This is a genomic window from Gordonia zhenghanii (assembly GCF_021738965.1).
GTDB classification, from domain to species: Bacteria; Actinomycetota; Actinomycetes; order Mycobacteriales; family Mycobacteriaceae; genus Gordonia; species Gordonia zhenghanii.
In genome coordinates this window covers 1-26,576 of the sequence record NZ_JAKKOQ010000001.1, presented here as the reverse complement: position 1 = coordinate 26,576, position 26,576 = coordinate 1, and the positions used below count along the sequence as shown (strand labels likewise).

General features: G+C 66.9%; 23 protein-coding genes and 1 pseudogene. 21 read left to right on the top strand and 3 right to left on the bottom strand.

Annotation, left to right across the window (positions count from 1 at the left end; all coding sequences use genetic code 11):
* From L5G32_RS00120 to L5G32_RS00110, 3 genes are read left to right on the top strand one after another with little or no spacing between them, the layout of a single operon-like run.
* The gene (locus L5G32_RS00120; RefSeq protein WP_237008987.1) at positions 1 to 1,395 is read left to right on the top strand and encodes a hypothetical protein; all 1,395 of its coding nucleotides are present in this window, start codon (positions 1 to 3) and stop codon (positions 1,393 to 1,395) included.
* A gap of 26 nt (positions 1,396 to 1,421) precedes the next feature.
* Positions 1,422 to 1,739 (top strand): WXG100 family type VII secretion target, encoded by a 318-nt coding sequence (locus tag L5G32_RS00115; protein WP_237008986.1) that lies wholly within the window; start codon positions 1,422 to 1,424, stop codon positions 1,737 to 1,739.
* A gap of 42 nt (positions 1,740 to 1,781) precedes the next feature.
* Entirely contained in the window at positions 1,782 to 2,075 is a 294-nt protein-coding gene (locus tag L5G32_RS00110; RefSeq protein ID WP_237008985.1) for a WXG100 family type VII secretion target, read from the top strand.
* A gap of 74 nt (positions 2,076 to 2,149) precedes the next feature.
* On the opposite strand, the gene L5G32_RS00105 is transcribed toward L5G32_RS00110, so the two are convergent.
* Positions 2,150 to 2,803, bottom strand: coding sequence for a CE1759 family FMN reductase (locus L5G32_RS00105; RefSeq protein ID WP_237008984.1), 654 nt, complete (start codon positions 2,801 to 2,803; stop codon positions 2,150 to 2,152).
* A complete protein-coding gene (locus L5G32_RS00100; RefSeq protein WP_237008983.1) occupies positions 2,800 to 3,933 on the bottom strand; it encodes an LLM class flavin-dependent oxidoreductase in 1,134 nt (377 codons plus the stop codon). Before L5G32_RS00100 ends, L5G32_RS00105 begins: the two co-directional genes overlap by 4 nt.
* A gap of 237 nt (positions 3,934 to 4,170) precedes the next feature.
* On the opposite strand from L5G32_RS00100, the gene L5G32_RS00095 reads away from it, so the two are divergent.
* The 3 genes from L5G32_RS00095 (at position 4,171) to ahcY (ending at position 7,502) form a co-directional block, all read left to right on the top strand.
* The gene (locus L5G32_RS00095; RefSeq protein WP_237008982.1) at positions 4,171 to 5,751 is read left to right on the top strand and encodes a sodium-dependent transporter; all 1,581 of its coding nucleotides are present in this window, start codon (positions 4,171 to 4,173) and stop codon (positions 5,749 to 5,751) included.
* Positions 5,748 to 5,912: a methionine/alanine import family NSS transporter small subunit gene (locus L5G32_RS00090; RefSeq protein WP_237008981.1), complete on the top strand. Its 165-nt coding sequence runs from the start codon at positions 5,748 to 5,750 to the stop codon at positions 5,910 to 5,912. Before L5G32_RS00095 ends, L5G32_RS00090 begins: the two co-directional genes overlap by 4 nt.
* A gap of 99 nt (positions 5,913 to 6,011) precedes the next feature.
* On the top strand, positions 6,012 to 7,502 hold the full coding sequence (gene ahcY / locus L5G32_RS00085; protein WP_237008980.1) for an adenosylhomocysteinase: 1,491 nt from the start codon (positions 6,012 to 6,014) through the stop codon (positions 7,500 to 7,502).
* Positions 7,503 to 7,837: 335 nt separating this feature from the next.
* On the opposite strand, the gene L5G32_RS00080 is transcribed toward ahcY, so the two are convergent.
* The gene (locus L5G32_RS00080; RefSeq protein ID WP_237008979.1) at positions 7,838 to 8,473 is read right to left on the bottom strand and encodes a dTMP kinase; all 636 of its coding nucleotides are present in this window, start codon (positions 8,471 to 8,473) and stop codon (positions 7,838 to 7,840) included.
* Positions 8,474 to 8,582: 109 nt separating this feature from the next.
* On the opposite strand from L5G32_RS00080, the gene mtrA reads away from it, so the two are divergent.
* From mtrA to L5G32_RS00005, 15 genes and pseudogenes are all read left to right on the top strand, one after another.
* Complete coding sequence (mtrA, locus tag L5G32_RS00075) at positions 8,583 to 9,260, top strand: MtrAB system response regulator MtrA (RefSeq protein ID WP_237008978.1); 678 nt, start codon at positions 8,583 to 8,585, stop codon at positions 9,258 to 9,260.
* Positions 9,257 to 10,867, top strand: coding sequence for an MtrAB system histidine kinase MtrB (gene mtrB / locus L5G32_RS00070; protein WP_237008977.1), 1,611 nt, complete (start codon positions 9,257 to 9,259; stop codon positions 10,865 to 10,867). Before mtrA ends, mtrB begins: the two co-directional genes overlap by 4 nt.
* Positions 10,864 to 12,591 (top strand): LpqB family beta-propeller domain-containing protein, encoded by a 1,728-nt coding sequence (locus L5G32_RS00065; protein WP_237008976.1) that lies wholly within the window; start codon positions 10,864 to 10,866, stop codon positions 12,589 to 12,591. Before mtrB ends, L5G32_RS00065 begins: the two co-directional genes overlap by 4 nt.
* 112 nt (positions 12,592 to 12,703) lie before the next feature.
* A complete protein-coding gene (locus L5G32_RS00060) occupies positions 12,704 to 13,402 on the top strand; it encodes a ComF family protein (RefSeq protein ID WP_237009602.1) in 699 nt (232 codons plus the stop codon).
* A 313-nt stretch (positions 13,403 to 13,715) separates the two neighbouring features.
* Positions 13,716 to 14,465 (top strand): ribosome hibernation-promoting factor, HPF/YfiA family, encoded by a 750-nt coding sequence (gene hpf, locus L5G32_RS00055; RefSeq protein WP_237008975.1) that lies wholly within the window; start codon positions 13,716 to 13,718, stop codon positions 14,463 to 14,465.
* A gap of 202 nt (positions 14,466 to 14,667) precedes the next feature.
* Positions 14,668 to 17,430, top strand: a complete 2,763-nt coding sequence (secA, locus tag L5G32_RS00050) for a preprotein translocase subunit SecA (RefSeq protein ID WP_237008974.1) — start codon at positions 14,668 to 14,670, stop codon at positions 17,428 to 17,430.
* Between the two features lie 54 nt (positions 17,431 to 17,484).
* The gene (locus tag L5G32_RS00045) at positions 17,485 to 18,438 is read left to right on the top strand and encodes a DUF808 domain-containing protein (protein ID WP_237008973.1); all 954 of its coding nucleotides are present in this window, start codon (positions 17,485 to 17,487) and stop codon (positions 18,436 to 18,438) included.
* Positions 18,439 to 18,584: 146 nt separating this feature from the next.
* Positions 18,585 to 19,022, top strand: a complete 438-nt coding sequence (locus L5G32_RS00040; RefSeq protein WP_237008972.1) for an Rv3235 family protein — start codon at positions 18,585 to 18,587, stop codon at positions 19,020 to 19,022.
* 86 nt (positions 19,023 to 19,108) lie between these two features.
* Complete coding sequence (locus tag L5G32_RS00035; RefSeq protein WP_237008971.1) at positions 19,109 to 20,578, top strand: wax ester/triacylglycerol synthase family O-acyltransferase; 1,470 nt, start codon at positions 19,109 to 19,111, stop codon at positions 20,576 to 20,578.
* A gap of 53 nt (positions 20,579 to 20,631) precedes the next feature.
* Complete coding sequence (locus L5G32_RS00030) at positions 20,632 to 21,129, top strand: DUF6912 family protein (protein ID WP_237008970.1); 498 nt, start codon at positions 20,632 to 20,634, stop codon at positions 21,127 to 21,129.
* A 548-nt stretch (positions 21,130 to 21,677) separates the two neighbouring features.
* Positions 21,678 to 22,271, top strand: coding sequence for a mycothiol transferase (locus L5G32_RS00025; protein ID WP_237008969.1), 594 nt, complete (start codon positions 21,678 to 21,680; stop codon positions 22,269 to 22,271).
* 95 nt (positions 22,272 to 22,366) lie between these two features.
* Entirely contained in the window at positions 22,367 to 23,479 is a 1,113-nt protein-coding gene (locus L5G32_RS00020) for a ferredoxin reductase (RefSeq protein ID WP_237008968.1), read from the top strand.
* Positions 23,480 to 23,568: 89 nt separating this feature from the next.
* On the top strand, positions 23,569 to 24,831 hold the full coding sequence (locus L5G32_RS00015) for a fatty acid desaturase family protein (RefSeq protein ID WP_237008967.1): 1,263 nt from the start codon (positions 23,569 to 23,571) through the stop codon (positions 24,829 to 24,831).
* 9 nt (positions 24,832 to 24,840) lie between these two features.
* On the top strand, positions 24,841 to 26,055 hold the full coding sequence (locus L5G32_RS00010; protein WP_237008966.1) for a fatty acid desaturase family protein: 1,215 nt from the start codon (positions 24,841 to 24,843) through the stop codon (positions 26,053 to 26,055).
* 406 nt (positions 26,056 to 26,461) lie between these two features.
* A pseudogene (locus tag L5G32_RS00005) lies at positions 26,462 to 26,576 on the top strand (IS110 family transposase); the annotation flags it as partial.

Sequence of the window (26,576 nt, the reverse complement as noted above, 5' to 3'; positions counted from 1 at the left end):
GTGACAGTGGGTGACCTGCTCGAGCCGACCGGTCTCACGTCTTTCCTCGACACTCCCGTCGCCGACGTGCTCAACGATCTCGGGCTGCCAGCGTTCGGTGCGCCGATGTCGGTGGGCCTGCCCGACCTGTCGGACCTCGGGTTGCCGGCATTGCCGACGTTGCCGGGTCTGGATCCCACCGCGCTGGTGAAGCCGATCGTCGACCTTCTCGGCACCTTCGGATCGGGAAGCCTGTCGGGTGCGGGCAGTCCGATCGAGTCGTTGGGGAGCCTCGCGGGCCTGCTTCAGTCGGGTGCGTCGACCCTCCTGAACGCGATCTCGAGCGTCGACGCCGACTGGGTCGGCCAGGCCGCGGCCGCCGCGACCGGGACCGCAGCCCGGACCGTGGGACAGTCCGAACAGATCGCCGCGCAAGGCACAGCGATGGCGGCAGACGTGCAGACCGCCGCGACGATCGTCGGAGCCGGACTCGTGCAGTTGCAGGGAGTGGTCGCCAAGACCGTCGGGCTGCTCACGGCTGCGGCTCCGACACTCGTGACGCCTGCCGGCCAGGTAGCGGCGCTCGGGATCGCGGCCGAAGGCCTCACCGAAGGACTCGCCGTCGTCGCAGACACTCGCGCCCAACTGACCGCACCGACCGCGCACATCAGTGCGGTCGGGAGTCCGGTCGCCGTGTCGGAGGCTCCGACAGGCCTGTCGGGCGACACGCTGTCCACCGTGCTGCAGCAGGCGGGACCGCTGTTCGACGCGGGTGTCGAGCTCGTCGGCGGCATGCTCGGAGTCGGCGGCGACCCATCGACCACGCAGAGCACAAGCGCCGACCTCGCGGGAGCCGCCGGAGTACCGGCGCCGACAACGGCGGGGGCCTGCTGTGCTCCCTGCGATCGGACGACGACCGGGACCGCCACGACCGCGGGGAGTACGAGTACATCGAGTGGAACCGGCGGGAATGCAACGCCGTCCGTGCGGCCCGCGTCGATCGGGGCGGCGACGGTCGGGGCAGGCGCCGGGGCCGTCTCGAGCAGTGCGGCGCCCGCCATGGGCGTCAGTGAGACGCCGATCGAGTTGGCCGACCGCCCGGTCACCAGCAACGCGTCGATGACCGTAGGGGCCTCGCCGAACGGAACCACGCCTGCCGGGAGTGTGGTCTCCGCATCTCACACTGGCGGCGGCGTCGGCGGCGTGCCTATGGCACCTATGTCGGCGAGCGGTGCGGCCCGACCCGTCGACGACACCGGGCTCCGTCTGACCGCGCCGCCGCCGACCGTCGATGAACCGACTGTTTCGCCCGGCGATCAGCTCGACGAGTTCGCGGCGCTGCTCGCGCAGCCGTTCGGAACCGACGTCGGGCTCCGCCTCGACGCGACGCACACAGACCTCGCCGGATCCGTCTGATCCGGCATAGAGAAAGGGAAGACCACATGGCGACAGGACTCAACGTCGACCTCGGAGCCTCGCAGGCGTCGGCGTCGTCGATCAAAGGGATCGTGTCCGAGATGCAGGGCATCATCAGCCGGATCCAGTCGGCGGCCGGGACCGGGCAGAGCACGTGGGACGGCAAGGCGTCCAACGCATTCGGGGGTACGCACGCCGACTGGCATGGGACTGCGACCAGGCTGCAGCACGCGCTCGACGAGATCGAGGCGAAGCTGACGACCGGATTCCGAGGGTACGACGACGAGGATGCGACGGCGGCGACGATGGTCGGCGCCTCGGGCAACGGCACGTTGGCGATGTAGCCGCCGACCGGCCAATCGACGATTCACAGGGGGAGAACAGACATGTCCGGAGTGATCCGTTACAACTTCGCAGGGCTCGACAACTTGTCGGGCGACCTACGATCGCAGTTCCAGCGACTCGAGGAACTGTCGGGGCAATTGAAGAGGCAAGTGACCGCGTTGGGAAGCCACTGGGACTCCGGGGGCGCGATGTCGTATCAGCAGGCTCAGGCGCAGTGGGACAGACTGTTCGCGGATGCGCGGACCCGTCTCGACGGGCTCGGCGTCGGCGTGCAGCGGGCGGCGACGACGATGCGGGAGACTGATCTGCGCGTCAGCCGCACGTTCAGCGCCTGACCGAGACCGCCGGTGCCGCATCTCGTCGGGGGATGCGGCACCGGTCGGCGTCGGTGTTGGGGGGGCGTGCCCGGTCAAGCCTGCCCGGTGTGCCCTTGCAGGAGGCTCGCGAAATCGGTCACCGGACCGAGATCGGTGCTGTGGCCGCTGCGACGAGGCGCCGACTCGGTCGGTCCGCCGAAGCCTGCGACCGCGCCGTCGGACACCAGGCGGTGCGCCAACTCGGCTCCCGCCCGCGAGATGCGACCGCTGAGCTCGGCCGACCCGAAGTCGTCGGTCGCCGCGAAGGTTCCGGTCGGCAGCACGTCAGCACGCAGGTAGGCGAGCAACGGCCGGATCGCGTGATCGATCACCAGCGAGTGCCGCGGCGTCCCGGCGGTCGCCGCCGCGAGGACCGGCACCCCGGAGATCGAGTCGGGATCGAGGGTGTCGAAGAACATCTTGAAGATGCCGCTGTACGACGCCGCGAACACCGGCGTGGCGACGATCAGGCCGTCCGCGTCGGCGACCAGATCGTGCGCCGCACGCACCTGCGTCGACAGCACGCCGGAGGTGACGGCGGTCGCCAGGTCGCGAGCGAGCGAGGCCACGTCGACGTAGTCGATCTGCACCTGCTCACCGCGCGCGGACACGGCCGCATCGACCGCACCCGCCAACTGCTCGGCGAGCAGCCGCGTCGACGACGCGGCCGAGACCCCGGCGTTGACGACCACTACACGGCGGGTCACTGCGCTGCTCCTGCGGCGACACCCTGATTCGGGATCACCAGACGGTGCTTGCTGTCGGCGCCCGCGGCGACGAGATCGGCATGCGACGGCGGATCGGACGGAACGTGTGCCGGACGGCGACGCTCGAACTCGGCCCGCAACGTCGGAACCACGTCGCGTCCCAGGATCTCGACCTGCTCCAAGACGGCCTCGAGCGGCAGTCCCGCATGGTCGATCAAGAACATCTGGCGCTGGTAGTCGCCCGCGTAGTCGGCGAACGCCAACGTCTTCTCGATGACCTGCTCGGGGGTGCCGACAGTCAGCGGCGTCATCTCGGTGAACTCCTCGAGCGACGGGCCGTGCCCGTAGACGGGCGCGTTGTCGAAGTACGGCCGGAACCGGCGCTTGGCCTCGGCTTCGGTCGACGCCATGAACACCTGGCCGCCGAGTCCGACGATCGCCTGGTCGGCACTGCCGTGGCCGTAGTGCTCGAAGCGCTGCCGATACAGATTCACCATCTGCTCGGTGTGCTCCTTGTTCCAGAAGATGTTGTTGTGGAAGAACCCGTCACCGTAGAACGCGGCCTGCTCGGCGATCTCCGGCGACCGGATCGAGCCGTGCCACACGAACGGCGGCGTACCGTCGAGCGGCGCAGGCGTGGAGGTGAATCCCTGTAGGGGCGTACGGAACTCGCCCTGCCAGTCGACGGACTCCTCACGCCACAGGCGACGCAACAGGTGGTAGTTCTCGACGGCCATCGGGATGCCCTTGCGGATGTCCTTGCCGAACCACGGGTACACCGGACCGGTGTTGCCGCGGCCGAGCGTCAGGTCGACCCGGCCGTCGGACAGATGCTGGAGCATCGCGTAGTCCTCGGCGATCTTGACCGGATCGTTCGTGGTGATCAGGGTCGTCGCGGTCGACAGTTGCAGTGTCTCGGTGCGCGCGGCGATCCAGCCGAGCATGGTGGTCGGCGAACTGGGGACGAACGGCGGGTTGTGGTGCTCGCCCGTGGCGAAGACGTCGAGGCCGACCTCTTCGGCCTTCAACGCGAGGGCCATGATCGCCTTGAGTCGCTCGTGCTCGCTGACGGTGGTGCCGGTGGTGGGGTCGGCGGTCAGATCGCCGACGCTGAAGATGCCGAACTGCATTGACCTCTCGCTTTCGTCTGGTCTCGTGCGCTTGCGCGCGTCGTCATCCAGCATAACCGGACCGCGGTCCGATTAATTCCAGGGGCGGTTACGGGGTGTCGATGAAAGCGCATTCGGCGCGATGCATATTCTCTTCTCGCGTCAGAGTCGGCAATGTGGCCGGACGCACAAGTTCGATGCGATAGGTTCGCATCAGTTTTCAGCGGCATCAGTTTCAGCAACGAAAGGGGCCACGCCTTGACGCAAGTGCAGCCGAAGAGCGGTGCCGCGAGGGAGTCGTGGACTAGTAACAGCGGCTTCATCATGGCGGCGATCGGCTCCGCCGTGGGGCTCGGCAACATCTGGCGATTCCCCGGCGTCGCCTACGAGAGCGGCGGCGGCGCATTCCTGGTCCCGTATCTGATCGCGCTGCTGACAGTCGGCATCCCGGTGCTGTTCCTCGACTACGCGATCGGCCACCGGTACCGCGGCGCACCTCCGCTGGCCTTCCGACGGATGAAGCGCAAGGCCGAGGGCCTCGGGTGGTTCCAGGTGGGCCTGCTCTTCGTCATCTCCGTCTACTACGCGGTGATCATCGCGTGGTCGCTCAGCTTCTTCTACTTCTCGTTCGGCACCAAGTGGGGCGACAAACCGGCCGACTTCTTCACCGGTGAGTATCTGAAACTGCCCGACGAGGTCGGCGTCTCCACGGAATTGGTCGCCGGTGTCGCGTGGCCACTCGTCGGAGTCTGGGTCGCCATCGTCGCGGTGCTCGCGCTCGGCGTGGCCAAGGGCGTCGAGAAGCTCAACGTCTTCGGGATCCCGCTGCTGGTGATCGGCTTCGGTGCGTTGGTGATCCGCGCGGTGACCCTTCCCGGAGCCTCCGACGGACTGAACGCGCTGTTCACCCCGGACTGGAACGCACTCACCGACCTCTCGGTGTGGATCGCGGCCTACGGCCAGATCTTCTTCTCCATGTCGATCGCATTCGGCATCATGATCTCGTACGCGTCGTACCAGCGCCGCAAGGCCAACATGACGTCGTCCGGTCTGGTCGTGGGATTCGCGAACTCGTCCTTCGAACTCCTCGCAGGCATCGGCGTGTTCTCCGCACTCGGCTTCCTCGCGCACCAGTCCCACGTCCCGGTGGCCGAGCTCGAGGGACTGACCGGCCCGATCCTCTCGTTCGTCACGTTCCCGGCCGTCATCTCCGAGATGCCCGGCAGCGCCCTGTTCGGCGCCCTCTTCTTCGGTGCGCTGGTGATCGCCGGGTTCACGTCGTTGGTGTCGATCGTGCAGGGTGTGTCCGCGGCCGTGCAGGAGAAGTTCGGACTCAACCGTCGGACGGCGGCTGTCGCGGTCGGCATCGTCGCCGCGATCATCTCGTTCGCGCTGTTCTCGACGACCACCGGCCTCTACACCCTGGACACCGTCGACGCCTTCTCGAACAATGTCGGCATCGTGTTCTCCGCCATCGTGATGTGCGTGCTGTCCGTGTGGGTGATGCGCAACATCGAAGAACTCCGGCTGCACCTGAGTGCGGTGTCGACGTTCAAGGTCGGCAAATGGTGGGTCGTCGTGATCGGCGTCTACGCGCCGATCTTCTTGGGCGTCATTCTCGTCGACAAACTCATCGACCTGATCACCGAAGGGTATGAGGGCTATCCGACCTGGTTCGTCGGCGTGTTCGGGTGGGGCACCCTCGTCCTCCTCGTCCTGTTCGCCGTGGTCGGGCCGTTGTTCGCCTGGAAGGGACGGGACGACCCCGGCTTCCGGCCGTGGCCCGAACTCGGCCGCCCAGCGAAATCCGTGACGGTTAAGAAGGAGGTCAAGCGATGAGCACCACCGCGATCATCATGCTGGTTGTGGCTGCCCTGATCGTCTGGGGCGGCCTCATCGGCAGCGTGCTCTTCATCCGCCGATACCCGGAAGTCACAGACTTGCCCGACCCCGACGGCTCCGAGCCGTTGGTCGACGGCGGTCCCGGCGCGCACGACTGAGCGCGTTACTGTAGAAGACCTGGACACACGGTACCGGTGGCCCCGACGGGCTGCCGGTACCGTTTGACTGTTAACGACGTAGAACGTGAGAGGGATCAGATGACAGCGCCTTCGGACGCCATGACCAGCCAGACCGTGAACGGACTCGAGTTCAAGGTCGCCGACCTGTCGCTCGCCGAGTACGGCCGCAAGGAGATCCGCCTCGCCGAGCACGAGATGCCTGGTCTGATGGAACTGCGTCGCGAATACGCTGACGTCGCACCGCTCAAGGGCGCACGGATCTCGGGCTCGCTGCACATGACCGTGCAGACGGCCGTCCTCATCGAGACGCTGACCTCGCTCGGCGCCGAAGTCCGCTGGGCGTCGTGCAACATCTTCTCCACCCAGGACGAGGCCGCAGCCGCGATCGTCGTCGGACCGCACGGCACCCCGGAAGCGCCGCAGGGCGTCCCCGTGTTCGCGTGGAAGGGCGAGAGCCTCGAAGAGTACTGGTGGTCCGCCGAGAAGATGCTGACCTGGCCTGCTGGCGCCGACGGCGAAGCGCGTCCGGCAAACATGATCCTCGACGACGGTGGCGACGCGACCATGCTGGTCCTGCGAGGCGCCGAGTTCGAGAAGGCTGGCGTCGTCCCGCCGACCGACGAGAGCCACCCCGTCGAGTACAAGGTGTTCCTCGAACTGCTGCGCAAGTCGATGGCCGCCGACACCGCCAAGTGGACGACCATCGCCGGATCGGTCCAGGGCGTTACCGAGGAGACCACCACCGGCGTGCTCCGCCTCTACCAGTTCGCAGCGGCAGGCGACCTCACGTTCCCCGCGATCAACGTCAACGACTCGGTCACCAAGAGCAAGTTCGACAACAAGTACGGCACCCGCCACTCGCTGATCGACGGCATCAACCGCGGCACCGACGTCCTCATCGGCGGCAAGAAGGCGCTCGTCTGCGGTTACGGCGACGTCGGCAAGGGCTGCGCCGAGTCGCTCGCAGGCCAGGGCGCCCGCGTCCAGGTGACCGAAGTCGACCCGATCAACGCGCTCCAGGCACTGATGGACGGCTTCGACGTCGTCACCGTCGACGACGTGATCGCCGACGCCGACATCGTCATCACCTCCACCGGCAACCTCGGCATCATCACCTTCGAGCAGATGACGAAGATGAAGAACCAGGCCATCCTCGGAAACATCGGTCACTTCGACAACGAGATCGACATGGCGGGCCTCGAGTCGGCTTCCGGGGTGACCCGCATCAACATCAAGCCGCAGGTCGACCAGTGGGTGTTCGACGACGGCCGCTCGATCATCGTGCTGTCCGAAGGCCGTCTGCTGAACCTCGGCAACGCAACCGGTCACCCGTCGTTCGTGATGAGCAACAGCTTCTCGAACCAGGTCATCGCCCAGATCGAGCTGTGGACCAAGAACGACGAGTACGACAACGAGGTCTACCGCCTGCCCAAGCACCTCGACGAGAAGGTCGCACGCATCCACGTCGAGGCACTCGGCGGAACGCTGACCAAGCTCACCAAGGACCAGGCCGAGTACATCGGCGTCGACGTCGAAGGCCCGTACAAGCCGGAGCACTACCGCTACTGAGCCCTAGCGGCGTTGTGCGGTTCGATCGAGCGGAGTCGGGAGGGATCTCGACTCCGCTCGATCAACGTGTGGGGCTCGATCAACGTGTGGGGCTCGATCAACGTGTGGGGCTCGACCGGCGTGTGGGGGCTCGACCGGCGTGTGGCCATGTAGTCGGTTGAGCGAGCGAAGCGAGTCGAAGCTCTCGCGCGTGGGGGGTCTCGACTTCGCTCGACCGGCGGGGTAGGGCTCGACCAGCGGAAGAACGGGTCTCGACTCCGCTCGACCAGCGGGGTAAGGCTCGACCGGCGGGGTAAGGCTCGACCGACGGGGTGGGGCTCGACCGGCGAGTGGGGCTACGCCAGGAGGTCGAGCACGGCAGTGACGGCGTCGTCGTCGGCGGCGTGCGACCAGGTGGACATCCAGCCGGTGGCGGCGAGGTCGGAGTAGGCGCGGTAGACGGCGGACTGCAGGTCGCCGTCGCGTTCGTAGTGGTCGACGGGGCGGTCGACGTCGGTGGCCGCTCGGCCCGACGCGCGAGCCATCGCGACCTCGGGTGGAACGCCCAACAGCAGCTGATGGTCGGGGGTCGGCAGGCGGAAACGGCCGAACTCGAGGTCGGCTACCCAGTCGACGACCGGCGACGATCCGATGCGCTCGCCGAGGCGCGCCGCGCTGTAGGCGGCGTTCGAGGCGACGAAACGATCGCACAGAACGAGGTCGTACTCACGGCAGGCCGCTGTCAGGGCGGCGCCCGAAGCCGCACGGTCGAGGGCGAACATCACCGCCATCCCGTACACGCTGTCGCGCAGGTCGCCGTGCTCGCCGTGAAGCGCCTCCGACGCCAGATCGGCGGTGATCGACTCGCCGTATCGGGGGAAAGTGAAGGTCGTGGTGCGGGCTCCGCGTGCGGTCGCGGCGTCGTGGACGCGGCCGACGATCGTTCGCTTACCGGCTCCGTCCAGACCTTCGATGGCTACCAGGATCCCCACGACTCCCAGTCTACGGACTCACCCGGCGAGTGCCGGGCAGGCAGGCGTCGAGGGTCGTCCGGCGAGTCGGAGCCCCTTCTGGACAGAAGAGGTGACACCATGGGTTCCCATGAAGCCACGCGTCCTGGTCGTCGACGACGACGCCGCCCTCGCCGAGATGCTGACCATCGTGCTTCGCAACGAAGGCTTCGAGCCGTTCGTCGTCGGAGACGGTACGCAGGCGCTCACCGCAGTCCGCGAAGTCCGTCCCGACCTAGTCCTGCTCGACCTGATGCTGCCCGGCATGAACGGAATCGACGTGTGCCGTGTGCTGCGCTCGGACTCCGGTGTCCCGATCGTCATGCTGACCGCGAAATCCGACACGGTCGACGTCGTCCTCGGGCTCGAGTCCGGTGCCGACGACTACATGGTGAAGCCGTTCAAACCGAAAGAACTGGTCGCACGCATCCGCGCACGGCTGCGTCGCACCGAGGACGAGCCCGCCGAACTGCTCGCGATCGGTCCGGTGGAGATCGACGTACCGGCACACAAGGTGACGCGCGACGGCGAGCTGATCTCGTTGACTCCGCTCGAGTTCGACCTGCTCGTCGCGCTCGCCCGCAAACCGCGCCAAGTGTTCACGCGTGACGTCCTCCTCGAACAGGTGTGGGGCTACCGTCATCCGGCGGACACCCGGCTGGTGAACGTTCACGTGCAGCGTCTGCGCGCCAAGGTCGAGACCGATCCGGAGAACCCCGAGATCGTGCTCACGGTGAGGGGAGTCGGCTACAAGGCCGGACCGCCATGAGTGGTCGACGCCGGTTCAACCGGCTCATCGCACGACTCCAACGCGCGGCCGCCTCTGTCGGCCGCGCGTTCGGCGCGATGTGGTCGCGGTCGCTGCAGATGCGCGTCGTCGTCTCGACGCTCATGCTCTCGTTCGTGGTCCTGCTGATCGTCGGCTTCCTGCTCATCAGCCAGATCACCGGACGGCTGCTCGACGCGAAGCAGGCCGCGGCGACCGAAGAGGTCGATCGGGCTCGGGGCGCCGTCGAACGTGTGCTCAGCTCGTCGGACAGCAACTCGTCGGCTCAGAATCTCATGGCGCGCGCCCGCTCGCTGCTGTCGGACGCCGACTCGGAGACCGCGCAGTCCTCGCCCGGTGTCGGCACCTTCGACAGCGTGCTGACGGTCGGCGACCGCGGTTCGGTCAACGCCGGACTGTCGGTCGGACCGATCGAAGAGATCCCGCGATCGCTGTTGTCGATGGTCGGCGGGGGACAGGTCGCCTACCAGTACACATCCGTCGAACGTGACGGCAACAGCGTGCCTGCCCTCGTCGTCGGCACCCCCGTCGAGTCGCCGTTGCAGGACCTCGAGCTGTATCTCGTCTTCCCGCTGACCGGTGAGGAGAACACGGTCGCACTGGTCCGCGGCACTCTGCTGGCGGGTGGCATCGTCTTGTTCGGACTGCTCGCGGCGATCGCATGGCTGGTGTCCCGTCAGGTGATCGCGCCGCTGCGGTCGGCCTCACGCATCGCCGTCCGATTCGCCGACGGACGCCTCACCGAGCGGATGCCGGTGAACGGCGACGACGAGTTCGGGCGGTTGGCCGTCAGCTTCAACGACATGGCCGAGAGCCTGTCCAGACAGATCAACCATCTGGAGGAGTTCGGCGGATTGCAACGCCAGTTCACCAGTGACGTCAGCCACGAACTGAGGACGCCGCTGACGACCGTCAAGATGGCCGCCGACGTGCTGTACGAGAGTCGGGACGAACTCGATCCGATGCAGCGGCGGTCGGTGGAACTGCTGTCGAAGGAACTAGACAGGTTCGAGACGTTGCTCACCGAACTCCTCGAGATCTCCCGACACGATGCCGGCATGGCCGATCTGGCCGCCGAGCGGATGGACGTCGCGATCCCCATCGACGGCGCGGTGTCGACGGTGACCCACCTCGCTGTCGAGTCGGACACCGAACTGGTCGTCAACCTGCCTGCCGAACCGGTGCTCGCCGAGATCGATCCGCGCCGCGTGGAACGCATCCTGCGGAACCTGCTCGCCAACGCGATCGACCACGGCGAACACCGGCCGGTGGTCCTCACCATGCGATCGGACGGCGACGCTGTCGCGATCACGGTGCGCGATCAAGGGATCGGACTGCGGGCAGGCGAGGAGAAACTGGTGTTCAACAGGTTCTGGCGATCGGATCCGTCACGGGTCCGACGATCCGGCGGCACCGGTCTTGGTCTGGCCATCAGCATCGAAGACGCACGCCTGCACGCCGGACGACTCGAGGCGTGGGGTGAGCCCGGCGTCGGATCGTGTTTCCGGCTGACCCTCCCGCTGCTCCGCGGGCACAAACTGCTGGGCAGTCCGCTGCCGCTCAGACCGACCCCGGAGGTGAACAAGTGACGCACGCAGCCCGCACTGTCGTCGCGATCGTCCTCGTCGTCGCCACCGCGTTGTCGACGGGGTGCGTCGCGGTGCCCGATTCGTCTGCCCCGCAGCCGATCGAGGCGTTCGACCGCAAGGACCCCGCAAACGCAGTTCCGGTGCCGCGCCGCAATGACGACCCGGAGACGTTGGCCCGCAACGCGATCAAGGCGATGGCCGATCCCAGTTCCGGACATCGCGCGGCCCGAAAGTTCCTGACGTCGGGGGCCTCCGGCCGGTGGGACGACCAGGGAGACATGAGGGTCGTCGACAACGTCGGAGTGGTCGTCGACGAGCGGACCGAAGACGCTGTCCGGCTGCGGATCACCGCCGACCAGGTCGGCGTCCTCACCTCGTCCGGGCAGCTGCTGCCCGCCTCCGGACCAGTCGTGCTTCCGCTCTCCTTGACTCGGGTGCGCGGCGCCTGGCGGATCTCGGGCGACCTGCCGCGCGGCACCATCACCGACCGCGCCCAGTTCCTTACGGCGTATCGACAGGTGAACCTCTACTTCCCCGAACGCACCATGACCAGACTGGTGACCGACCCGCGCTGGGTATTCGGCGCCACGCCGTCGGCGACCGACGTCGTCGCGTTGCTCCTGCGCGGCCCGGCGCCCGACCTGGCGGGCGCTGTCGGCTCCGGAGCCGACAAGGGCGCAACATTGTCGGGTCCGGTCGTCACCGACGGCGACACGGTGACCGTCGACCTCGGCAACGTGACCGACGACGACACCCGCAACCGGACAGTGCTCGCAGCACAGCTGATCTGGACGCTCGACAGCGCGGGCGTCAACGGGACGTACATCCTGAACGCCGACGGCGCACCGCTCGTCCGGGGACACGACGGCGGCTGGCGGACGGCCGACGTCCAGTCGTTCGAGGCCGAGCCGGACGCCGTGCCGCCGCCGCTGCACCTGGTCCACGACGGTGCGCTCGTCCGGTCGACGGCGGGCCGCGCGATCCCGGTACCCGGACTCCTCGGCACGACCCGCGAGGTGCGGGCCGCGGCGGTGACCGCCGACATGTCGCGTGCTGCCGCCGTTCTCGACAAGGGCAACCGCATGGTCCTCGTGGAGGGGCCGTACGGCAGCGACCCCGTAGAGATCGCAGCCGGACGCACGATGACGTCGCCCTCGTACGGCGCCGATTCGAGCGTCGGCTACGCAATCGTCGACGGACGCCCCATCCAGTGGTCGCTGGACACGCAGGGCACGACGGGCACCATCGACCTGGACCTGACCGAGGTGACCGAGAAGTCACCGGGGCCGATCACCGCGATGAGCGTCGCTCCCGACGGCGTGCGTGTGGCGCTCGTTGTCGCGGGCGAGCCCGTGCTCGCGGTGATCTCGATCAACGAGCGCGGCGTCCCGTCGCTGACCGGGGTGCGGAAGGCCGCCGACGACATCGACACCGCAGTCCGGGACGTCGCCTGGGCGACGTCGTCTGTGCTGTACGTGGTCCGAGCAGGCACGGAATCGCCCGTCATGCGGATCTCGCTCGCCGGGGGACCGTCGGACGGTCTCGTGGCAGGCAACCTGAAACCGCCGTTGACGACGGTCGCCGCCAGCGATGAGACCGTGTACGTCGGCGACACCCAGGGAGTGCAGCAATTGGGAACCGGCAAGGGGCGTCCGGACCAGTATTGGACCGGCGTCGCCCCGGACATGAGCCCGGGAACGGTCCCGGTGGTTCCCGAGGGGTGAGTCCACGCCCGGTCTGTGGATGATCCAGACCGGTGAATGACCGGCCTGTGGATGATCCGGGCCTGTGGATGGCACAGGTGACGTGCGCGTCGCGATCGACGATGATCAGGTGATGGGACTCGGAGGGCCGGCTCGTGCGTTGCGCGAGGTCGCCGCTGCCGTCGGCGACCTCGCCGTGCCGTTGGTGTGCGGTGGCTGCGGACGCCCGGGCACCTCCTGGTGCCGGGCGTGCGCGGATCGTCTGCGCGACGCGCCCCGCGTGCTCGCACCGCGGGTGGAGGTCGACGCTCCGGCGTGGGCCCTCGGCCGCTACGACGGGCCGCTCCGGGCGGCCGTCCTCGCGCTCAAAGAGCACGGTCGCCGCGACCTCGCGCGGACATTCGGGGAGGGCCTGGCCGGTGCGCTGATGACGTTGGCGCAATGGGGCGATCTGCCTGCCGGCAGGCGGCTCGCGGTGATTCCCGCTCCGACCAGGCGATCAGCCGCCCGACGGCGCGGCGGCGACCCGGTCACTGCGGTCGCGCGAGTCGCGGTCGGCCTGCTGGGGCCGCGAGCCGCAGTGCTGCCGCTGTTGGCGACCGCAGGCCTGACGCGCGACTCCGCCGGCCTCGGCGCCGGAGCACGTGCCTCGAACCTGGCGGGTGCGATCGAGTTGACCCGGCCCCCACCCGACGCGGTGACCGCGGCAGGCACCGTCGTCGTCCTCGTCGACGACGTCCTCACCACGGGGGCGACGGCCGCGGCGTCGACGCGGCGACTGGCCCGCGCCGGGGTCGGTGTGGACGCCGTCGTCGTGCTCGCGGGAGCGTGAAATCTGTGCGAACGCCAAGAGTGTGGTCAGGATGTGGCTCCGAGGCGATGACGAATCACGAAACCGTGGCCGGAAGGCGAGTTTGCGGATACCTTCGGAAGTGGCAGTGATGAACGTCGAGTGCCGGGAGGTGAAGCACCTTTTCTCCGAGCCTGACGCCTACGCCCGTGGTCGGGGAGACGTCGCTGCCAGATGTGCCGTTGCACTGCAGCGCACGGGGTCCTTGCGACAACAGGACCGCGCAGTGCGCTACGCAAATCGGTTTCCCATCCGGGCGGGCCCCGAGTGGGAGCATTCAGAGGAGGAACTCGATATGACGGTCGTTCACCGTAAAGGTCAGCGCGAACCGAAGGGTCCCGAGCCGCAGTCGCGGGAGGAGGCGGCGCGAGCGTTCGCCCCACCGCCGAACTCGTCGAACGCGGGCGAGCTGTCCGTTCCGAAGGCCGACGTCTCCTGGAACGGGCGCAACGTGGAGATTCCCGACCACTTCCGCGCATATCTCGGTGACAAACTCTCCCGCCTCGAGCACTTCGACGACTCGATCTTCCGCTTCGACGTCGTCTTGTATCACGAACCCAACCCTCGTCGAGCCAAGGACAGCGAGGTCGTCGAGGTGACGGCCATCGGCCGCGGTCCCATCATCCGAGCTCAGGGAACGGGCGAGAACTTCTACGCCGCAACAGAACTCGCGTTCGACAAGCTGCAGAAGCGGTTGCGGCGCTCGAAACGACGCAAGCAGATCCGCAAGGACGGGCAACACCGGCCGCCGTCACTCGGCGAGGTGTCGCTCGACGCGATGCCCCCGCTCGCGGAGGTCGGCGAACTCGAGGAGAACGGCGCTGACCCGTGGGATCCGTGGGACGACGGCACCGACGAGTACCGCCCAGGGCAGGTCGTCCGGGTGAAGGACCACCCGGCGTCGCCGATGAGCGTCGACGACGCGCTCTACGAGATGGAACTCGTCGGTCACGACTTCTTCCTGTTCCACGACGCGGAGACCGACAAGGCATCCGTCGTCTATCGACGCCACGCATTCGATTACGGGCTGATCAGACTGGCCTGACCCGTTCACCGATCCGGCCGTCCCCACGCTCGTTCGGGGGCGGCCGGATCGTTGTGCTTCGGGCCTCACCGACACCCCTTAGCGGCGTGCTCGACGTGCCTGCGTCGGCGCGCCCCGTACCATGGTTGGAGGTCTGTTCGGCCCGTCGCCTCGAAGGCGGTGGGTCGGCGGCGAACTCGACCGCCTACCAAGAGGATTACCGTTGCTCAACAAGCTGCTCCGACTCGGCGAAGGACGTCTGGTCAAACGACTGGATTCGTACGCGACGAGCGTCGAGGCGCTCTCGGACGAGATGGAAGCGCTCAGCGACGCCGAACTGCGCGGCAAGACCGACGAGTTCAAGAAGCGGCTGGCGGACGGGGAGACCCTCGACGACATCCTTCTCGAAGCGTTCGCCGTCGCCCGCGAAGGCGCCTGGCGTGTCCTGGACCAGAAGCACTTCCACGTCCAGATCATGGGCGGCGCCGCACTGCACTTCGGCAACATCGCCGAAATGAAGACCGGTGAGGGCAAGACCCTGACCTGTGTGCTACCCGCTTACCTCAATGCGCTCTCGGGCAAGGGCGTCCACGTCGTCACCGTCAACGACTACCTGGCCAAGCGTGACGCGGAGTGGATGGGCCGCGTCCACCGCTTCCTCGGCCTGGACACCGATGTGATCTTGACGGGGATGAGCCCGGACCAGCGTCGCGCCGCGTACGCCGCCGACATCACGTACGGAACCAACAACGAGTTCGGCTTCGACTACCTGCGCGACAACATGGCGAACTCCCTCGAGGAACTCGTGCAGCGCGGTCACAACTTCGCGGTGGTGGACGAGGTCGACTCGATCCTGGTCGACGAGGCGAGGACACCGCTCATCATCTCCGGCCCGACGGACTCGTCGAGCAAGTGGTTCGGCGAGTTCGCGAGGATCGCGCCGCTGCTGGAGAAGGACGTCCACTACGAAGTGGACATCAAGAAGAAGACCGTCGGCGTTCACGAGGAAGGCGTCGCTTTCGTCGAGGACCGGCTGGGCATCGAAAACCTGTACGAGCCGGAGAACGCACAGCTCGTCAGCTACTTGAACAACTCCATCAAGGTCAAAGAGTTGTTCCACCGCGACAAGGACTACATCGTCCGCAAGGGCGAGGTGATGATCGTCGACGAGTTCACCGGTCGTGTGCTCGACGGCCGTCGCTTCAACGAAGGCCTGCACCAGGCCATCGAGGCGAAGGAAGGCGTCGAGATCAAGGCCGAGAACCAGACGCTCGCCACGATCACGCTCCAGAACTACTTCCGTCTGTACGACACCCTCTCGGGCATGACGGGTACCGCCGAGACCGAGGCGGCCGAGTTCCAGCAGATCTACAAGCTGGGCGTCGTGGCGATCCCGACAAACCGGCCGATGGTTCGTGCCGACCGCGCCGACCTCATCTACAAGACTGAGGAGTCCAAGTTCGCGGCCGTCGTCGACGACATCGTCGAGCGGCATGCGAAGGGTCAGCCGGTGCTGATCGGTACGACGAGCGTCGAACGGTCGGAGTACCTGTCGCAGCAGCTCGCCGAGGCAGGCGTCGACCACTCGGTCCTGAACGCGAAGTTCCACGAGCAGGAAGCCCAGATCATCGCCGAGGCTGGACGTCTGGGCGCGGTCACGGTCGCCACGAACATGGCAGGCCGAGGCACCGACGTCGTCCTGGGCGGCAACCCGGACATCATCGCCGACACGCGTCTCCGCAAGGCGGGCCTCGACCCGGTGAACACCTCCGAGGAGTACGAGGCCGCGTGGGAGGACGCCATCACCGCCGCGCGGGAGAAGGCGGCAGCAGAGGTCGACGACGTCCGTGAGGCAGGCGGGCTCTACGTGCTCGGCACCGAGCGTCACGAGTCGCGTCGAATCGACAACCAGCTGCGCGGTCGTTCCGGCCGTCAGGGCGACCCCGGCGAGTCCCGCTTCTACCTCTCGCTCGGCGACGAGCTGATGCGACGGTTCAACGGTGCGGCGCTCGAGTCGATCATGACGCGCGTCAACCTGCCCGAGGACGTGCCGATCGAAGCGAAGATGGTGACCCGCGCCATCCGCAGTGCGCAGACGCAGGTCGAGGAGCAGAACTTCGAGATCCGCAAGAACGTTCTCAAGTACGACGAGGTGATGAACTCCCAGCGCAAGGTGATCTACGGCGAACGCCGCGACATCCTTGAAGGGGACACCCACCGCGACCAGATCCGCGACATGGTCTCCACAGTGGTCGGCGCCTACGTCGACGGCGCGACCGCCACCGGATACGCCGAGGACTGGGATCTCGACACCCTGTGGACGGCGTTGAAGGAGCTGTACCCGATCGGGGTCGACGCGAAGGAAGTCGTCGGCGAGAACGAGTTCGGCGAACGCGACGACATCTCGCGCGACGAGCTGCGCCAACTGATCGTCGACGACGCGCTCGGCGCCTACGACAAGCGAGTCGAGGAGATCGTCGGTGTCGCAGGCGAAGAGGGCATGTCCAACCTGGAACAGTCCGTGCTCCTGCAGGTGCTCGACCGCAAATGGCGCGATCACCTGTACGAGATGGACTACCTCCGCGAAGGCATCCACCTCCGGTCGATGGCGCAGCGCGACCCCGTGGTCGAGTACCAGCGCGAAGGCTACGACATGTTCACCGCGATGCTCGACGCGATGAAAGAAGAGACCGTCTCGATCCTGTTCAACGCGCAGGTCCAGGTGGAGGCTCCCGCGCCCGCGCTCGGCACGAGCGTCAGCGACATGCTCGCCGGGCTCAGCGGCGGATCCGCTGACGACGAACAGTCGCAGATGTTCAGCGGGCCCGGCGAGGACGGGGCAGCCGAGATCCATTCGCAGGCGCAGGAACTCGCGGGCTCCGCGCCTGCACCTGCGCGTACGGCCGTGCAGAACAACGGCGCCGCGAGCGGCGGAAGTCGGCGGGAACGCCGTGAGGCCGAGCGACGTAACCGTCGCAAGAAGTAAGACTGACAGGCAGCGCCCGGTGGCTTCGGCCGCCGGGCGCTATCGTGTCTGGATATGAGCGCAGGACTCGCAGCCCTTCTCGACGACATCGCCGTGCTGGCCAAAATGGCTGCGGCGTCGTTGGACGACGTCGCAGCGGCCACCGGGCGGGCCAGCGCGAAAGCGGTGGGCGTCGTCGTCGACGACACCGCGGTGACCCCGCGGTACGTGCACGGTGTGCGACCGAATCGCGAGTTGCCGATCATCGGCAAGATCGCGAAGGGATCGCTGCGCAACAAACTTCTCATCATCCTTCCGATCGCGTTGATCCTGAGCCAGTGGCTGCCGTGGCTGCTCACCCCGATCCTGATGATCGGCGGAACATACCTCTGTTATGAGGGCGCCGAGAAGATCTGGGAGATGCTCTCCGGCCACGGGAAAGCCGAAGAGACCGTCGACAAAGTCGGTCCCGAGCAGGAGAAAGCAGTCGTGTCCGGTGCGGTCCGCACCGACTTCATCCTGTCCGCCGAGATCATGGTGATCGCGCTGAACGAGGTGGCTTCGGAGGCGTTCCTGTCCCGCGCGATCATCCTGGTGATCGTCGCAATCCTGATCACCGCTCTGGTGTACGGCGTCGTCGCGCTGATCGTGAAGATGGACGACATCGGTCTCGCGTTGGCCGGCCGCGAACAGAAGGCGGTCGCAGCGTTCGGCCGCGGTCTGGTGACCGCGATGCCGGTGGTGCTGTCGACCCTCAGCACCGTGGGCGTGGTCGCGATGTGCTGGGTGGGCGGCCACATCGTCCTGCAGGGCGTCGACGAACTCGGCTGGGCGTTCCCGTACGGCGTCGTGCACAGCATCGAGCACTGGTTCCACGACCTGATCCCGGCCATCGGCGGGGTGGTCGGCTGGATCGCGAACACACTCGCATCCGCGGTGTTTGGTGCGCTGTGGGGCGGCGTCGTGCTTGCCGTCGTGCACGTGATCCCGTGGCCGCGGCGGAAGAAGGAGACCAGCCCAGCCCACTGACCGTGGCGAGAAGGTCCGCCGTTCATCGAGCGCAACGCGACCCCGCTGATCGAGCGGAGTCGAGATCGCGAAGTGAGGGTCTCGCCGTCGCTCGACTGACTCGGCGTGTCATGGAACCGCACGGCTTCTGCGTGCGTCCAAAGAGTATGAGCACCGTCACACGAGATCGTCCCGGAACGACGCAGGATCCCCGCCGCTCGACGACGGGGCCGCCGGTCGAGGCGGCGCGCGCGGCGCGCGGCTGCGTCATCGCGGTCCTGCAGCGGATCGTCGAAGTGCTCGATGGGCGGCGGCCGTCCGACCACCTGTCGCCGGTCGTCACCGTCGAAGTATTCGAGCAGATCGCGGTCGCGCTGCGAAGGCGTGAGGACGACGTGGCCCGGGCTCCGGTCCGCGGGCCAGCCGTCCGGTTGCGTCGCGTCCACCTGCAGATGGTGTCGCTGCGGGCGGCGAACTACTTCGGCACCGTCGAACGAGGTGCGCGGACCCGGGCGGTCGCCGGTCGCGTGGAACTCCGGACGGTTCGGTCGCCGGGACGGCAGGCGGTCGAGCGGTGGATGCTCACCGAGTTCGCGATCCTGTGACGGGAGACGTCGGGGCACATCCTGTGACCGGAGACGTCGGGGCTATAGCGCCACGGACGGCGAAACGCCTTAGACTCGAACGCATCATGGTTAATCGATTGTCGGCCGAAGACGCGATGTACTACTTCCTCGACGGACCAGGTACCAGCGTGCTCACCGGGGCGCTGATGATCGTCGACTCGACGTCCGGTGCCTCGGCGTCCAGCGACTCGGTGCGCGGGGGCCAACTCGACTACCCGTCGCTGGTGTCGTTGGTGGAGCGTCGCTTGCAATTGGTCCCGCGTTACCGGCAGGTCGTCAAAGAGGTGGCTCTCGGACTCGGCCGCCCGCTGTGGGTGGACGACCCTGAATTCGACGTCACGTACCACGTGCGCCTGTCGGCTCTCCCGCAACCGGGGACCGCTAAGCAGTTGGAAGAACTGATCGCCCGCTTGATGTCGCGGCCGCTCGACCGGACGCGTCCGCTGTGGGAGATGTACTTGATCGAAGGCCTCGCGGGCGGTCGCACCGCGGTCCTCACCAAGTCGCACCGCTGCCTGATCGGGGGACCGGCCGACCGCGACCTGAGTGAGGCCGTCACCGACGACACTCCGGCCGGCCGCAGCCTCGACGAGGACCTGTGGATGCCGAGTTCCCCTCCTAAGCAGACGTCGATGACCGTCGGCGCGCTCGCCGAAGCCATTACCCGTCCACGGGACCTCGTCGATTCGCTGTTGCGCGGCAACGGTCCGGTCGCCGACGTCTGGTCGGTGGCCGACAAGTCGGCGCGTCTGGTGACCTCGGCGGTCCAGCAACTCGTCGACGCGGCCCCGGACAGCCCGCTCAACACCGTCACCACGTCGGCGCGGCTGTTCACGACTGCCGAGATCCCGCGCCGCGACTGTGTGAAGATCGCGAACCGCTTCGACTGCACGTTCAACGACGTTCTGCTCGCCGTCGTTGCCGGTGTCCTGCGCCGGTGGTCGCTGTCGGTCAAGGACTCGGTGAGCCACGGTGAGACCGTGCGCGTGATCGTCCCGCTGCGGGCCCGAGACGCCGACACGGGGTCCGGCAGGTCGGACGGGGCCGGATCCTGGATGCCGGCGAGCGGCCCGGAGTTCGTCACGGACCTCCCGGTCGGGGAGGACTCGCCGGTGGTGCGGTTGATGCAGGTGGCCGGCCTCGCGGACCGGTACTCGGGATCGAGCAGCCGATTGACGTCGGAGATGAAGCCGCTGCTCCCGGAACTGGGGATCGTCCCGTTCGGCGAATTCTCGAGCCGCGCGTTCAGCAACATGTTCCAGCGGGCGTACAACGTGCCGATCTTCTGGAGCGACGGCGTCTCCGAACGTTTCTTGAAGGGTTGTCGCGTGGATCAGATTTACACGGTCCCGACGCTCTCCGCGCAACGTGCACTGGCGATCAGCGTGAACGAGTACGGCGACTCCGTGCAGTTCGCGTTCCTCGCCGACCGGTCCGTAGTGACCGACCTGCCTGCGATGGCTGGATATCTCGTCGAGTCGTTCGACGAACTGCTGCAGGCGGGGCCCGTCGGCCTGGCGCCCAAGCATCCATGAGGGCCCGAGCAGCCATGAGAATCTGAGCTTCCAGGAGAGAGGGAATCAAATAGATGCGTGTCTATCTGCCTGCGACGTTGGCGATGATCCAGGAGTTGACCACCGCGGACGAAGCTCGGTTCCTGCCGGTCAGCGGTACGGGTTTCGCTGTGACGCCAACACTGCGCGAGGCGTACACGTCGGGCGACGACGAGGAACTAGGCGAAGTGGCTTTGCGTGAGGCCGCGCGCGCATCGTTGCGGCTGTTGTCGGCAGACGAGTCGGATCTGCCCGCGCGGCGCGTGGTGGTGGTCGCGGACGCAGACGCGACCGTGCGCCCCGACCTCGACGACGCTGTCGTGCGCGTGGCCGGTGGCGTGGCGACGTCCGACATCGTCGCGGTCCACGTTGACGGAGCTGCCGCCGAGTCCGCTGTCCAGGCCGCAGTGAAGGCCGTCGACGCCGCCGATCTCGGCGACGAGGACGCCGAACTCACCATCGGCGACGTGGAAGACCACGACCTCGGCTGGTACGCCACCCAAGAACTCCCGTTCCTTCTGGAACTCCTCTAGCCAACCCGCTGGTCGAGCGGATTCGGGACCGCACCCGCGCGGTCACGCGGGACTCGCCATCGATGTTGATCGAGCGGAGTCGAGATCGTAGCTGCACGTTGAAGCGAGAGCCGCCAACCTGCTGGTCGAGCGGAGTCGGGACCTCTCCCGACCCGGCTGTTTGTCTCGACTCCGCTCGACCGGCGTGTTGGTTAGATCCAGCACGATCTTGCGCACCGAGTGGTCACGTTCCACCCCTGTTGGTCGAGCGGAGTCGGGATCGTAGCTGCACGTTGAAGCGAGACGCGCCAACCTGCTGGTCGAGCGGAGTCGAGACCTCGCACGACGCAGCTGAGTGTCTCGACTCCGCTCGACCGGCGTGTTGGTTAGATCCAGCATGGCCTTCCGCACCGAGCGATCAAGTCTCGACTCCGCTCGACCAGCGGGGGAGGCACTCCACCCGCGCGGTAGGAGGTCTCGACCGGCAATTGATCGAATTCAGGACAAGAACTGACCGCAAGGGCTGTGAGACTGAGGGCACACGCAGATCAGACCACCTGGAGGACATCATGTACGCACCAGCTCGCGACGACGAGATCACCGGCTTCGTCAACTACCTCGACCAGCAGCTCGACCACCTGCGCGCCGCGCTCTACGGCCTGACCGAGGAGCAGGCGCGTCTCACGCCTTGCCGGAGCGCACTGTCGGTCGGCGGACTGCTCAAGCACATCGCGCGTGACCTTCCGAACGCTGCGGCTCGTCTGCGCGGCGAGAAGGTCGAGCGAGTCTTCGACGAAGCCGGTTTCGCGGAGTACATGGGCAGCTTCGCCCTGACCGACGACGAGACGGCTGCCGCGCTCATCGAACGGTTCGACGCCGATCGGGTGGAGTTCATCGCGGCCGCCCGCGGCTGTGACCCGGACGGCGATTCGATGGAACTGCCCGCGCCGTGGGCCGGGATCTTCGACTCCCGTCCGATCAAGAATCGCTACTACCTCGGGCACCTTCTCGAGGAGTACGCGCGCCACGCGGGGCACGCCGACATCATCCGCGAGGAGATCGACGGGCAGTCGGTGCCGGGGCTGGTCTCGTCGCTCGCGGGTGCGCCCGCCAATGATTTCTTCACGCCGTATCGGGCGGAGCCGGGCACGTTGTTGGCGTGAGCCTCAGCGTTCGCCCTCTGGCCGTCGAGCCGCTAACCTACGGAGGCGTAAGTTAGCGGTTCGACGATCGGACCGGGACGGCGGAGGAGTCGAACATGGGCTGGCGGGAAGTATTCGAGGCACCGGTTGCAGGGGTGTCCGGCGGTAAGGGCGGCAATTGGCTGCGTGCTGCTGCGGCGCGGGTGACGACGCCGCTGCTTCCCGACGACTACCTGCATCTCGTGAACCCGCTGTGGTCGGCGCGGGAACTGCGCGGCAAGGTCGTCGCAGTGACTCCGGTGACCGCCGACAGTGCGACCATCGTCATTGCGCCGGGGTGGGGGTTCTCGTTCGACTACCACCCGGGGCAGTACATCGGGATCGGCGTCCTGGTCGGTGGACGCTGGACCTGGCGCTCGTACTCGCTGACCTCGGAGCCCGACAGTTCGGTGGCCGACCGGACCGTGGCGATCACGGTGAAGGCGATGCCGGAGGGCTTCCTCTCGTCGCACTTGGTGAACGGACTGACGCCCGGCACCGTGGTGCGACTGGCTGCGCCCGCCGGCGAGTTCGTCCTGCCCGATCCGCCGCCCGAGAAGATGTTGTTCGCGACGGCGGGCAGCGGCGTCACGCCGATCATGTCGATGTTGCGGACCATGGCGCGGCGCGGGCAGCGCGTCGACGCGGTGCTCGTGCACTCGGCGCCCGACGAGGACGGCGTGCTGTTCCTCGACGAACTTCGGTCGTTGGCCGACGCCGGCCTGGTGGACCTCAAGCTCCGGCTGACGAGCGTCGACGGCCGCGTCGACGCCGCCACCCTGACTGAGTTGGTCCCCGACTGGGACGAACGGCAGACGTGGGCGTGTGGTCCGGGCGGGTTCGTGGACATGCTCACGGCGATGTTCCGGGAAGGCGGTCGCGACGACCGTCTGCATGTGGAGCGCTTCGCACTCGATCGCGGTGCGGTAGGCGCCCAGGGCGGCACCGTGACCTTCGGTCGCGGCGGCAGGACTACCGAGGTCGACGGGGCGCAGACGCTATTGGAGGCGGGGGAGCAGGCGGGCGTCCTCATGCCGTTCGGCTGCCGGATGGGCATCTGCCAGAGTTGCGTCGTCATGCTCGACAAGGGGTGCGTCCGTGACCTGCGCACCGGAGTCGAACACGTCGAGGGCGAACGGGTTCAGACGTGCGTGACGGCCGCTGCGGGAGACTGCACCCTCGACGTGTGATCGGCCTCATGGGGTAGTACTCCTGGACAACCTACGGATGCGTAACCTACGATTGCGTAAGTTAGTTATCCACGCGAGAAGGAGTCACGATGGCGATCGCCGACGTACCCGAGTACGCACACCTGACCGCTGCCGACGTCGAAGCATTGGGCGCCGAGTTGGATGCGATCCGTGCCGACATCGAGGCCGACCGCGGTGCGCGGGACGCTCGATACCTGCACAACACGATCCGGTTCCAGCGTGGTCTGGAGTTCACCGGCCGCATGCTGACGATGGGCGCGAGCCGCCGACCGGTCTGGTGGGCGGGCGCGGTGACGCTGGGCGTCGCAAAGATCGTCGAGAACATGGAACTCGGCCACAACGTGATGCACGGGCAGTGGGATTGGATGAACGACCCCGAAGTGCACTCCACGTCGTGGGAGTGGGACATCACCGGGCCCAGCGCGCACTGGAAGCACACCCACAATTACATCCATCACAAGTACACGAACGTGCTCGGCATGGACGACGACGTGGGCTACGGCCTGCTTCGAGTGACGCGTGACCAGCGTTGGCGCCCCTTCAACCTCGGCAACCTGGCCTACAACACGCTGCTCGCGCTGTTCTTCGAATACGGCGTCGCCGCACAGCATCTCGAGCTGGGCAAGAAGCGGAAGACCCCCGAGGCCAAGGCCGAGCTCAAGCGCGACATGACTGACGTCGGCCGCAAGATCGGTCGGCAGGTCGGGAAGGACTTCGTGCTCGCGCCTGCGATCTCGGGCGTCCTGAACCGTTCGCCGCGGGCGGCACGCAAGACCGCGACCGCGAACCTCTTCGCGAACATGATGCGCAACGTGTGGACCAATGCGGTGATCTTCTGCGGGCACTTCCCGGACGGCGCCGAGAAGTTCACCAAGGCCGACATGACCAACGAGTCGCAGGCCCAGTGGTACCTGCGGCAGATGCTCGGCAGTGCCAACTTCCGCTCCGGCCCGGTGCTGGGATTCATGAGCGGAAACCTCTCGTACCAGATCGAACATCACCTGTTCCCGGACCTGCCGAGCAATCGGCTGGCCGAGATCTCGGTGCGCGTGCAGGCATTGTGCGACAAATACGACCTCCCGTACACGACAGGCTCGTTCCTGGTCCAGTACGGGAAGTCGTGGCGGACCATCGCCAAGCTGTCGCTGCCGAACGAGTATCTGAGCGCTACCAGCGACGACGCGCCGGAGACCGCGTCCGAGCGCCGGTTCCGAGAAGACGACGGACCGCGCTTGGCGCCGGTGATCGATGCGAGTACAGGACGCCGCCGAGGTTTGAAGACGGCCATCTCGGACAGCCGGTCGCGCCGCAGGGAGCGCGCAAGCGCATAATGGGGCCTGATGGCGATCTCCGATATCAATGAGTATGCACACCTGACCGACGCGGACGTCGAAGCTCTCGGCGCGGAACTCGACGCTCTGCGTCGGGACGTCGAATCCAGTCGAGGCGAGCGCGACGCGACGTATCTGCGTCGGACGATCCGCGCGCAGCGCACCCTGGAAATCGTTGGCCGCGCAGCTCTGCTGGGCAGCAACCGCCGGTCGCTGTGGTGGCTGGGCACCGGTGCTCTCTCGTTGGCGAAGATCATCGAGAACATGGAACTCGGCCACAACGTGATGCACGGTCAGTGGGATTGGATGAACGATCCCGAAGTGCACTCCACGTCGTGGGAGTGGGACATGGTCTGTGCGGCACCCCATTGGAAGCACTCGCACAACTACATCCATCACAAGTACACGAACGTGCTCGGCATGGATCACGACGTCGGCTACAAGATCCTGCGGGTGACGCGTGACGAGCCGTGGGAGCCGCGGCGCGCGTTCCAGCCGTTCTTCAACGTCATGCTCGCCGCGACATTCGAGTGGGGGATCGCCCTGCACGACCTCGAACTCAAAGAGGTGATCGGCGGCCGTAAGCCGATGGAGGTCGCGCGGCCGGAGATCCGGAAGTTCGTGCACAAGGCCGCCCGCCAGATGGCCAAGGACTACGTGCTGTTCCCGGCGCTGTCGGGCCCCAACGCGAAGTCGACGCTGACCGCGAACCTGACGGCGAACTTCGTCCGCAACCTGTGGGCGTACGTGGTGATCTTCTGCGGTCACTTCCCGGACGGCGCCGAGAAGTTCACGATGGACACCCTCGAGAACGAGACGCAGGGTCAGTGGTATCTGCGTCAGATGCTCGGCAGCGCCAACTTCGACGCAGGCCCGACCCTCGCGTTCATGAGCGGCAACCTCTCGTACCAGATCGAGCACCACCTGTTCCCCGACCTGCCGAGCAACAGGTACGCCGACATGTCGGTCCGCGTGCGTGAACTCTGCGACAAATACGACCTGCCGTACAACACGGGGTCGTTCACCATGCAGTACCTGCGCACGCTGCGGACCATCAACAAGTTGGCGTTGCCGGACCGCTTCCTCCGCGACTCGGTCGACGACGCCCCGGAGACCGCGTCCGAACGCCGATTCGACTCCATCACTCCGCGCGCCACCGGTCTGCGGACCGCACTCGCCGAACTGAAGTCGCGCAGTCGGCGCCGGTCGTCGCTCGCTGCCTGAACGTTCGACGCTGGTAGAGTTGTTCGTCGACGTTCGTCGAGCCCATCTCTGTCGTTGGTCGAGCCCTTTTTGTCGTTGGTCGAGCGGAGTCTCTAATAGATGGTGACTGGCCGGAGGCTGGTTGGGGGAGGATGGTTGCTGGCGCTTCGGGTATGACTTCGCGGAGTCTTGCCGCCCTACATTTTGGTGGGGTTGGCTTTGTCTCGACATGTCTACCCGGGGCGTCGGTGCCGGCCTTCCCTGTGCGGCGATGACTGAATAGAAGCCTGTCGTCGAGAGCGTGACTGACTTGTTAGAGACCTGTCTCGCCGCAACCCATTTTGGTTGACCGGCACCGCGCCGGTGCGGGGATCTATCTCCGTGCTCGGTAGTTGGTTGCAACCAGACTCGACGGAGGAGATCACCGATGCCCAGTGTCGCAGAAACCCATTCCTATGTCATCGGCGTGGACACCCACGCCCGTAACCATGTGTACGCGATCGTGCATGCGCAGACCGGAGCTCAGGTGGGCCAGCCACGCG

Bases quoted from the DNA above. Each gene is read 5' to 3' on its own strand.
- mtrB (WP_237008977.1), top strand. From the start codon at position 9,257: ATGAGTGGTCGACGCCGGTTCAACCGGCTCATCGCACGACTCCAACGC.
- L5G32_RS00040 (WP_237008972.1), top strand. From the start codon at position 18,585: ATGAGCACCGTCACACGAGATCGTCCCGGAACGACGCAGGATCCCCGC.
- L5G32_RS00100 (WP_237008983.1), bottom strand. From the start codon at position 3,933: ATGCAGTTCGGCATCTTCAGCGTCGGCGATCTGACCGCCGACCCCACC.
- L5G32_RS00020 (WP_237008968.1), top strand. From the start codon at position 22,367: ATGGGCTGGCGGGAAGTATTCGAGGCACCGGTTGCAGGGGTGTCCGGC.
- L5G32_RS00115 (WP_237008986.1), top strand. From the start codon at position 1,422: ATGGCGACAGGACTCAACGTCGACCTCGGAGCCTCGCAGGCGTCGGCG.
- mtrA (WP_237008978.1), top strand. From the start codon at position 8,583: ATGAAGCCACGCGTCCTGGTCGTCGACGACGACGCCGCCCTCGCCGAG.
- ahcY (WP_237008980.1), top strand. From the start codon at position 6,012: ATGACAGCGCCTTCGGACGCCATGACCAGCCAGACCGTGAACGGACTC.
- L5G32_RS00090 (WP_237008981.1), top strand. From the start codon at position 5,748: ATGAGCACCACCGCGATCATCATGCTGGTTGTGGCTGCCCTGATCGTC.
- L5G32_RS00045 (WP_237008973.1), top strand. From the start codon at position 17,485: ATGAGCGCAGGACTCGCAGCCCTTCTCGACGACATCGCCGTGCTGGCC.
- L5G32_RS00110 (WP_237008985.1), top strand. From the start codon at position 1,782: ATGTCCGGAGTGATCCGTTACAACTTCGCAGGGCTCGACAACTTGTCG.
- L5G32_RS00010 (WP_237008966.1), top strand. From the start codon at position 24,841: ATGGCGATCTCCGATATCAATGAGTATGCACACCTGACCGACGCGGAC.
- L5G32_RS00035 (WP_237008971.1), top strand. From the start codon at position 19,109: ATGGTTAATCGATTGTCGGCCGAAGACGCGATGTACTACTTCCTCGAC.
- L5G32_RS00025 (WP_237008969.1), top strand. From the start codon at position 21,678: ATGTACGCACCAGCTCGCGACGACGAGATCACCGGCTTCGTCAACTAC.
- L5G32_RS00060 (WP_237009602.1), top strand. From the start codon at position 12,704: ATGGGACTCGGAGGGCCGGCTCGTGCGTTGCGCGAGGTCGCCGCTGCC.
- L5G32_RS00015 (WP_237008967.1), top strand. From the start codon at position 23,569: ATGGCGATCGCCGACGTACCCGAGTACGCACACCTGACCGCTGCCGAC.
- L5G32_RS00030 (WP_237008970.1), top strand. From the start codon at position 20,632: ATGCGTGTCTATCTGCCTGCGACGTTGGCGATGATCCAGGAGTTGACC.
- hpf (WP_237008975.1), top strand. From the start codon at position 13,716: ATGACGGTCGTTCACCGTAAAGGTCAGCGCGAACCGAAGGGTCCCGAG.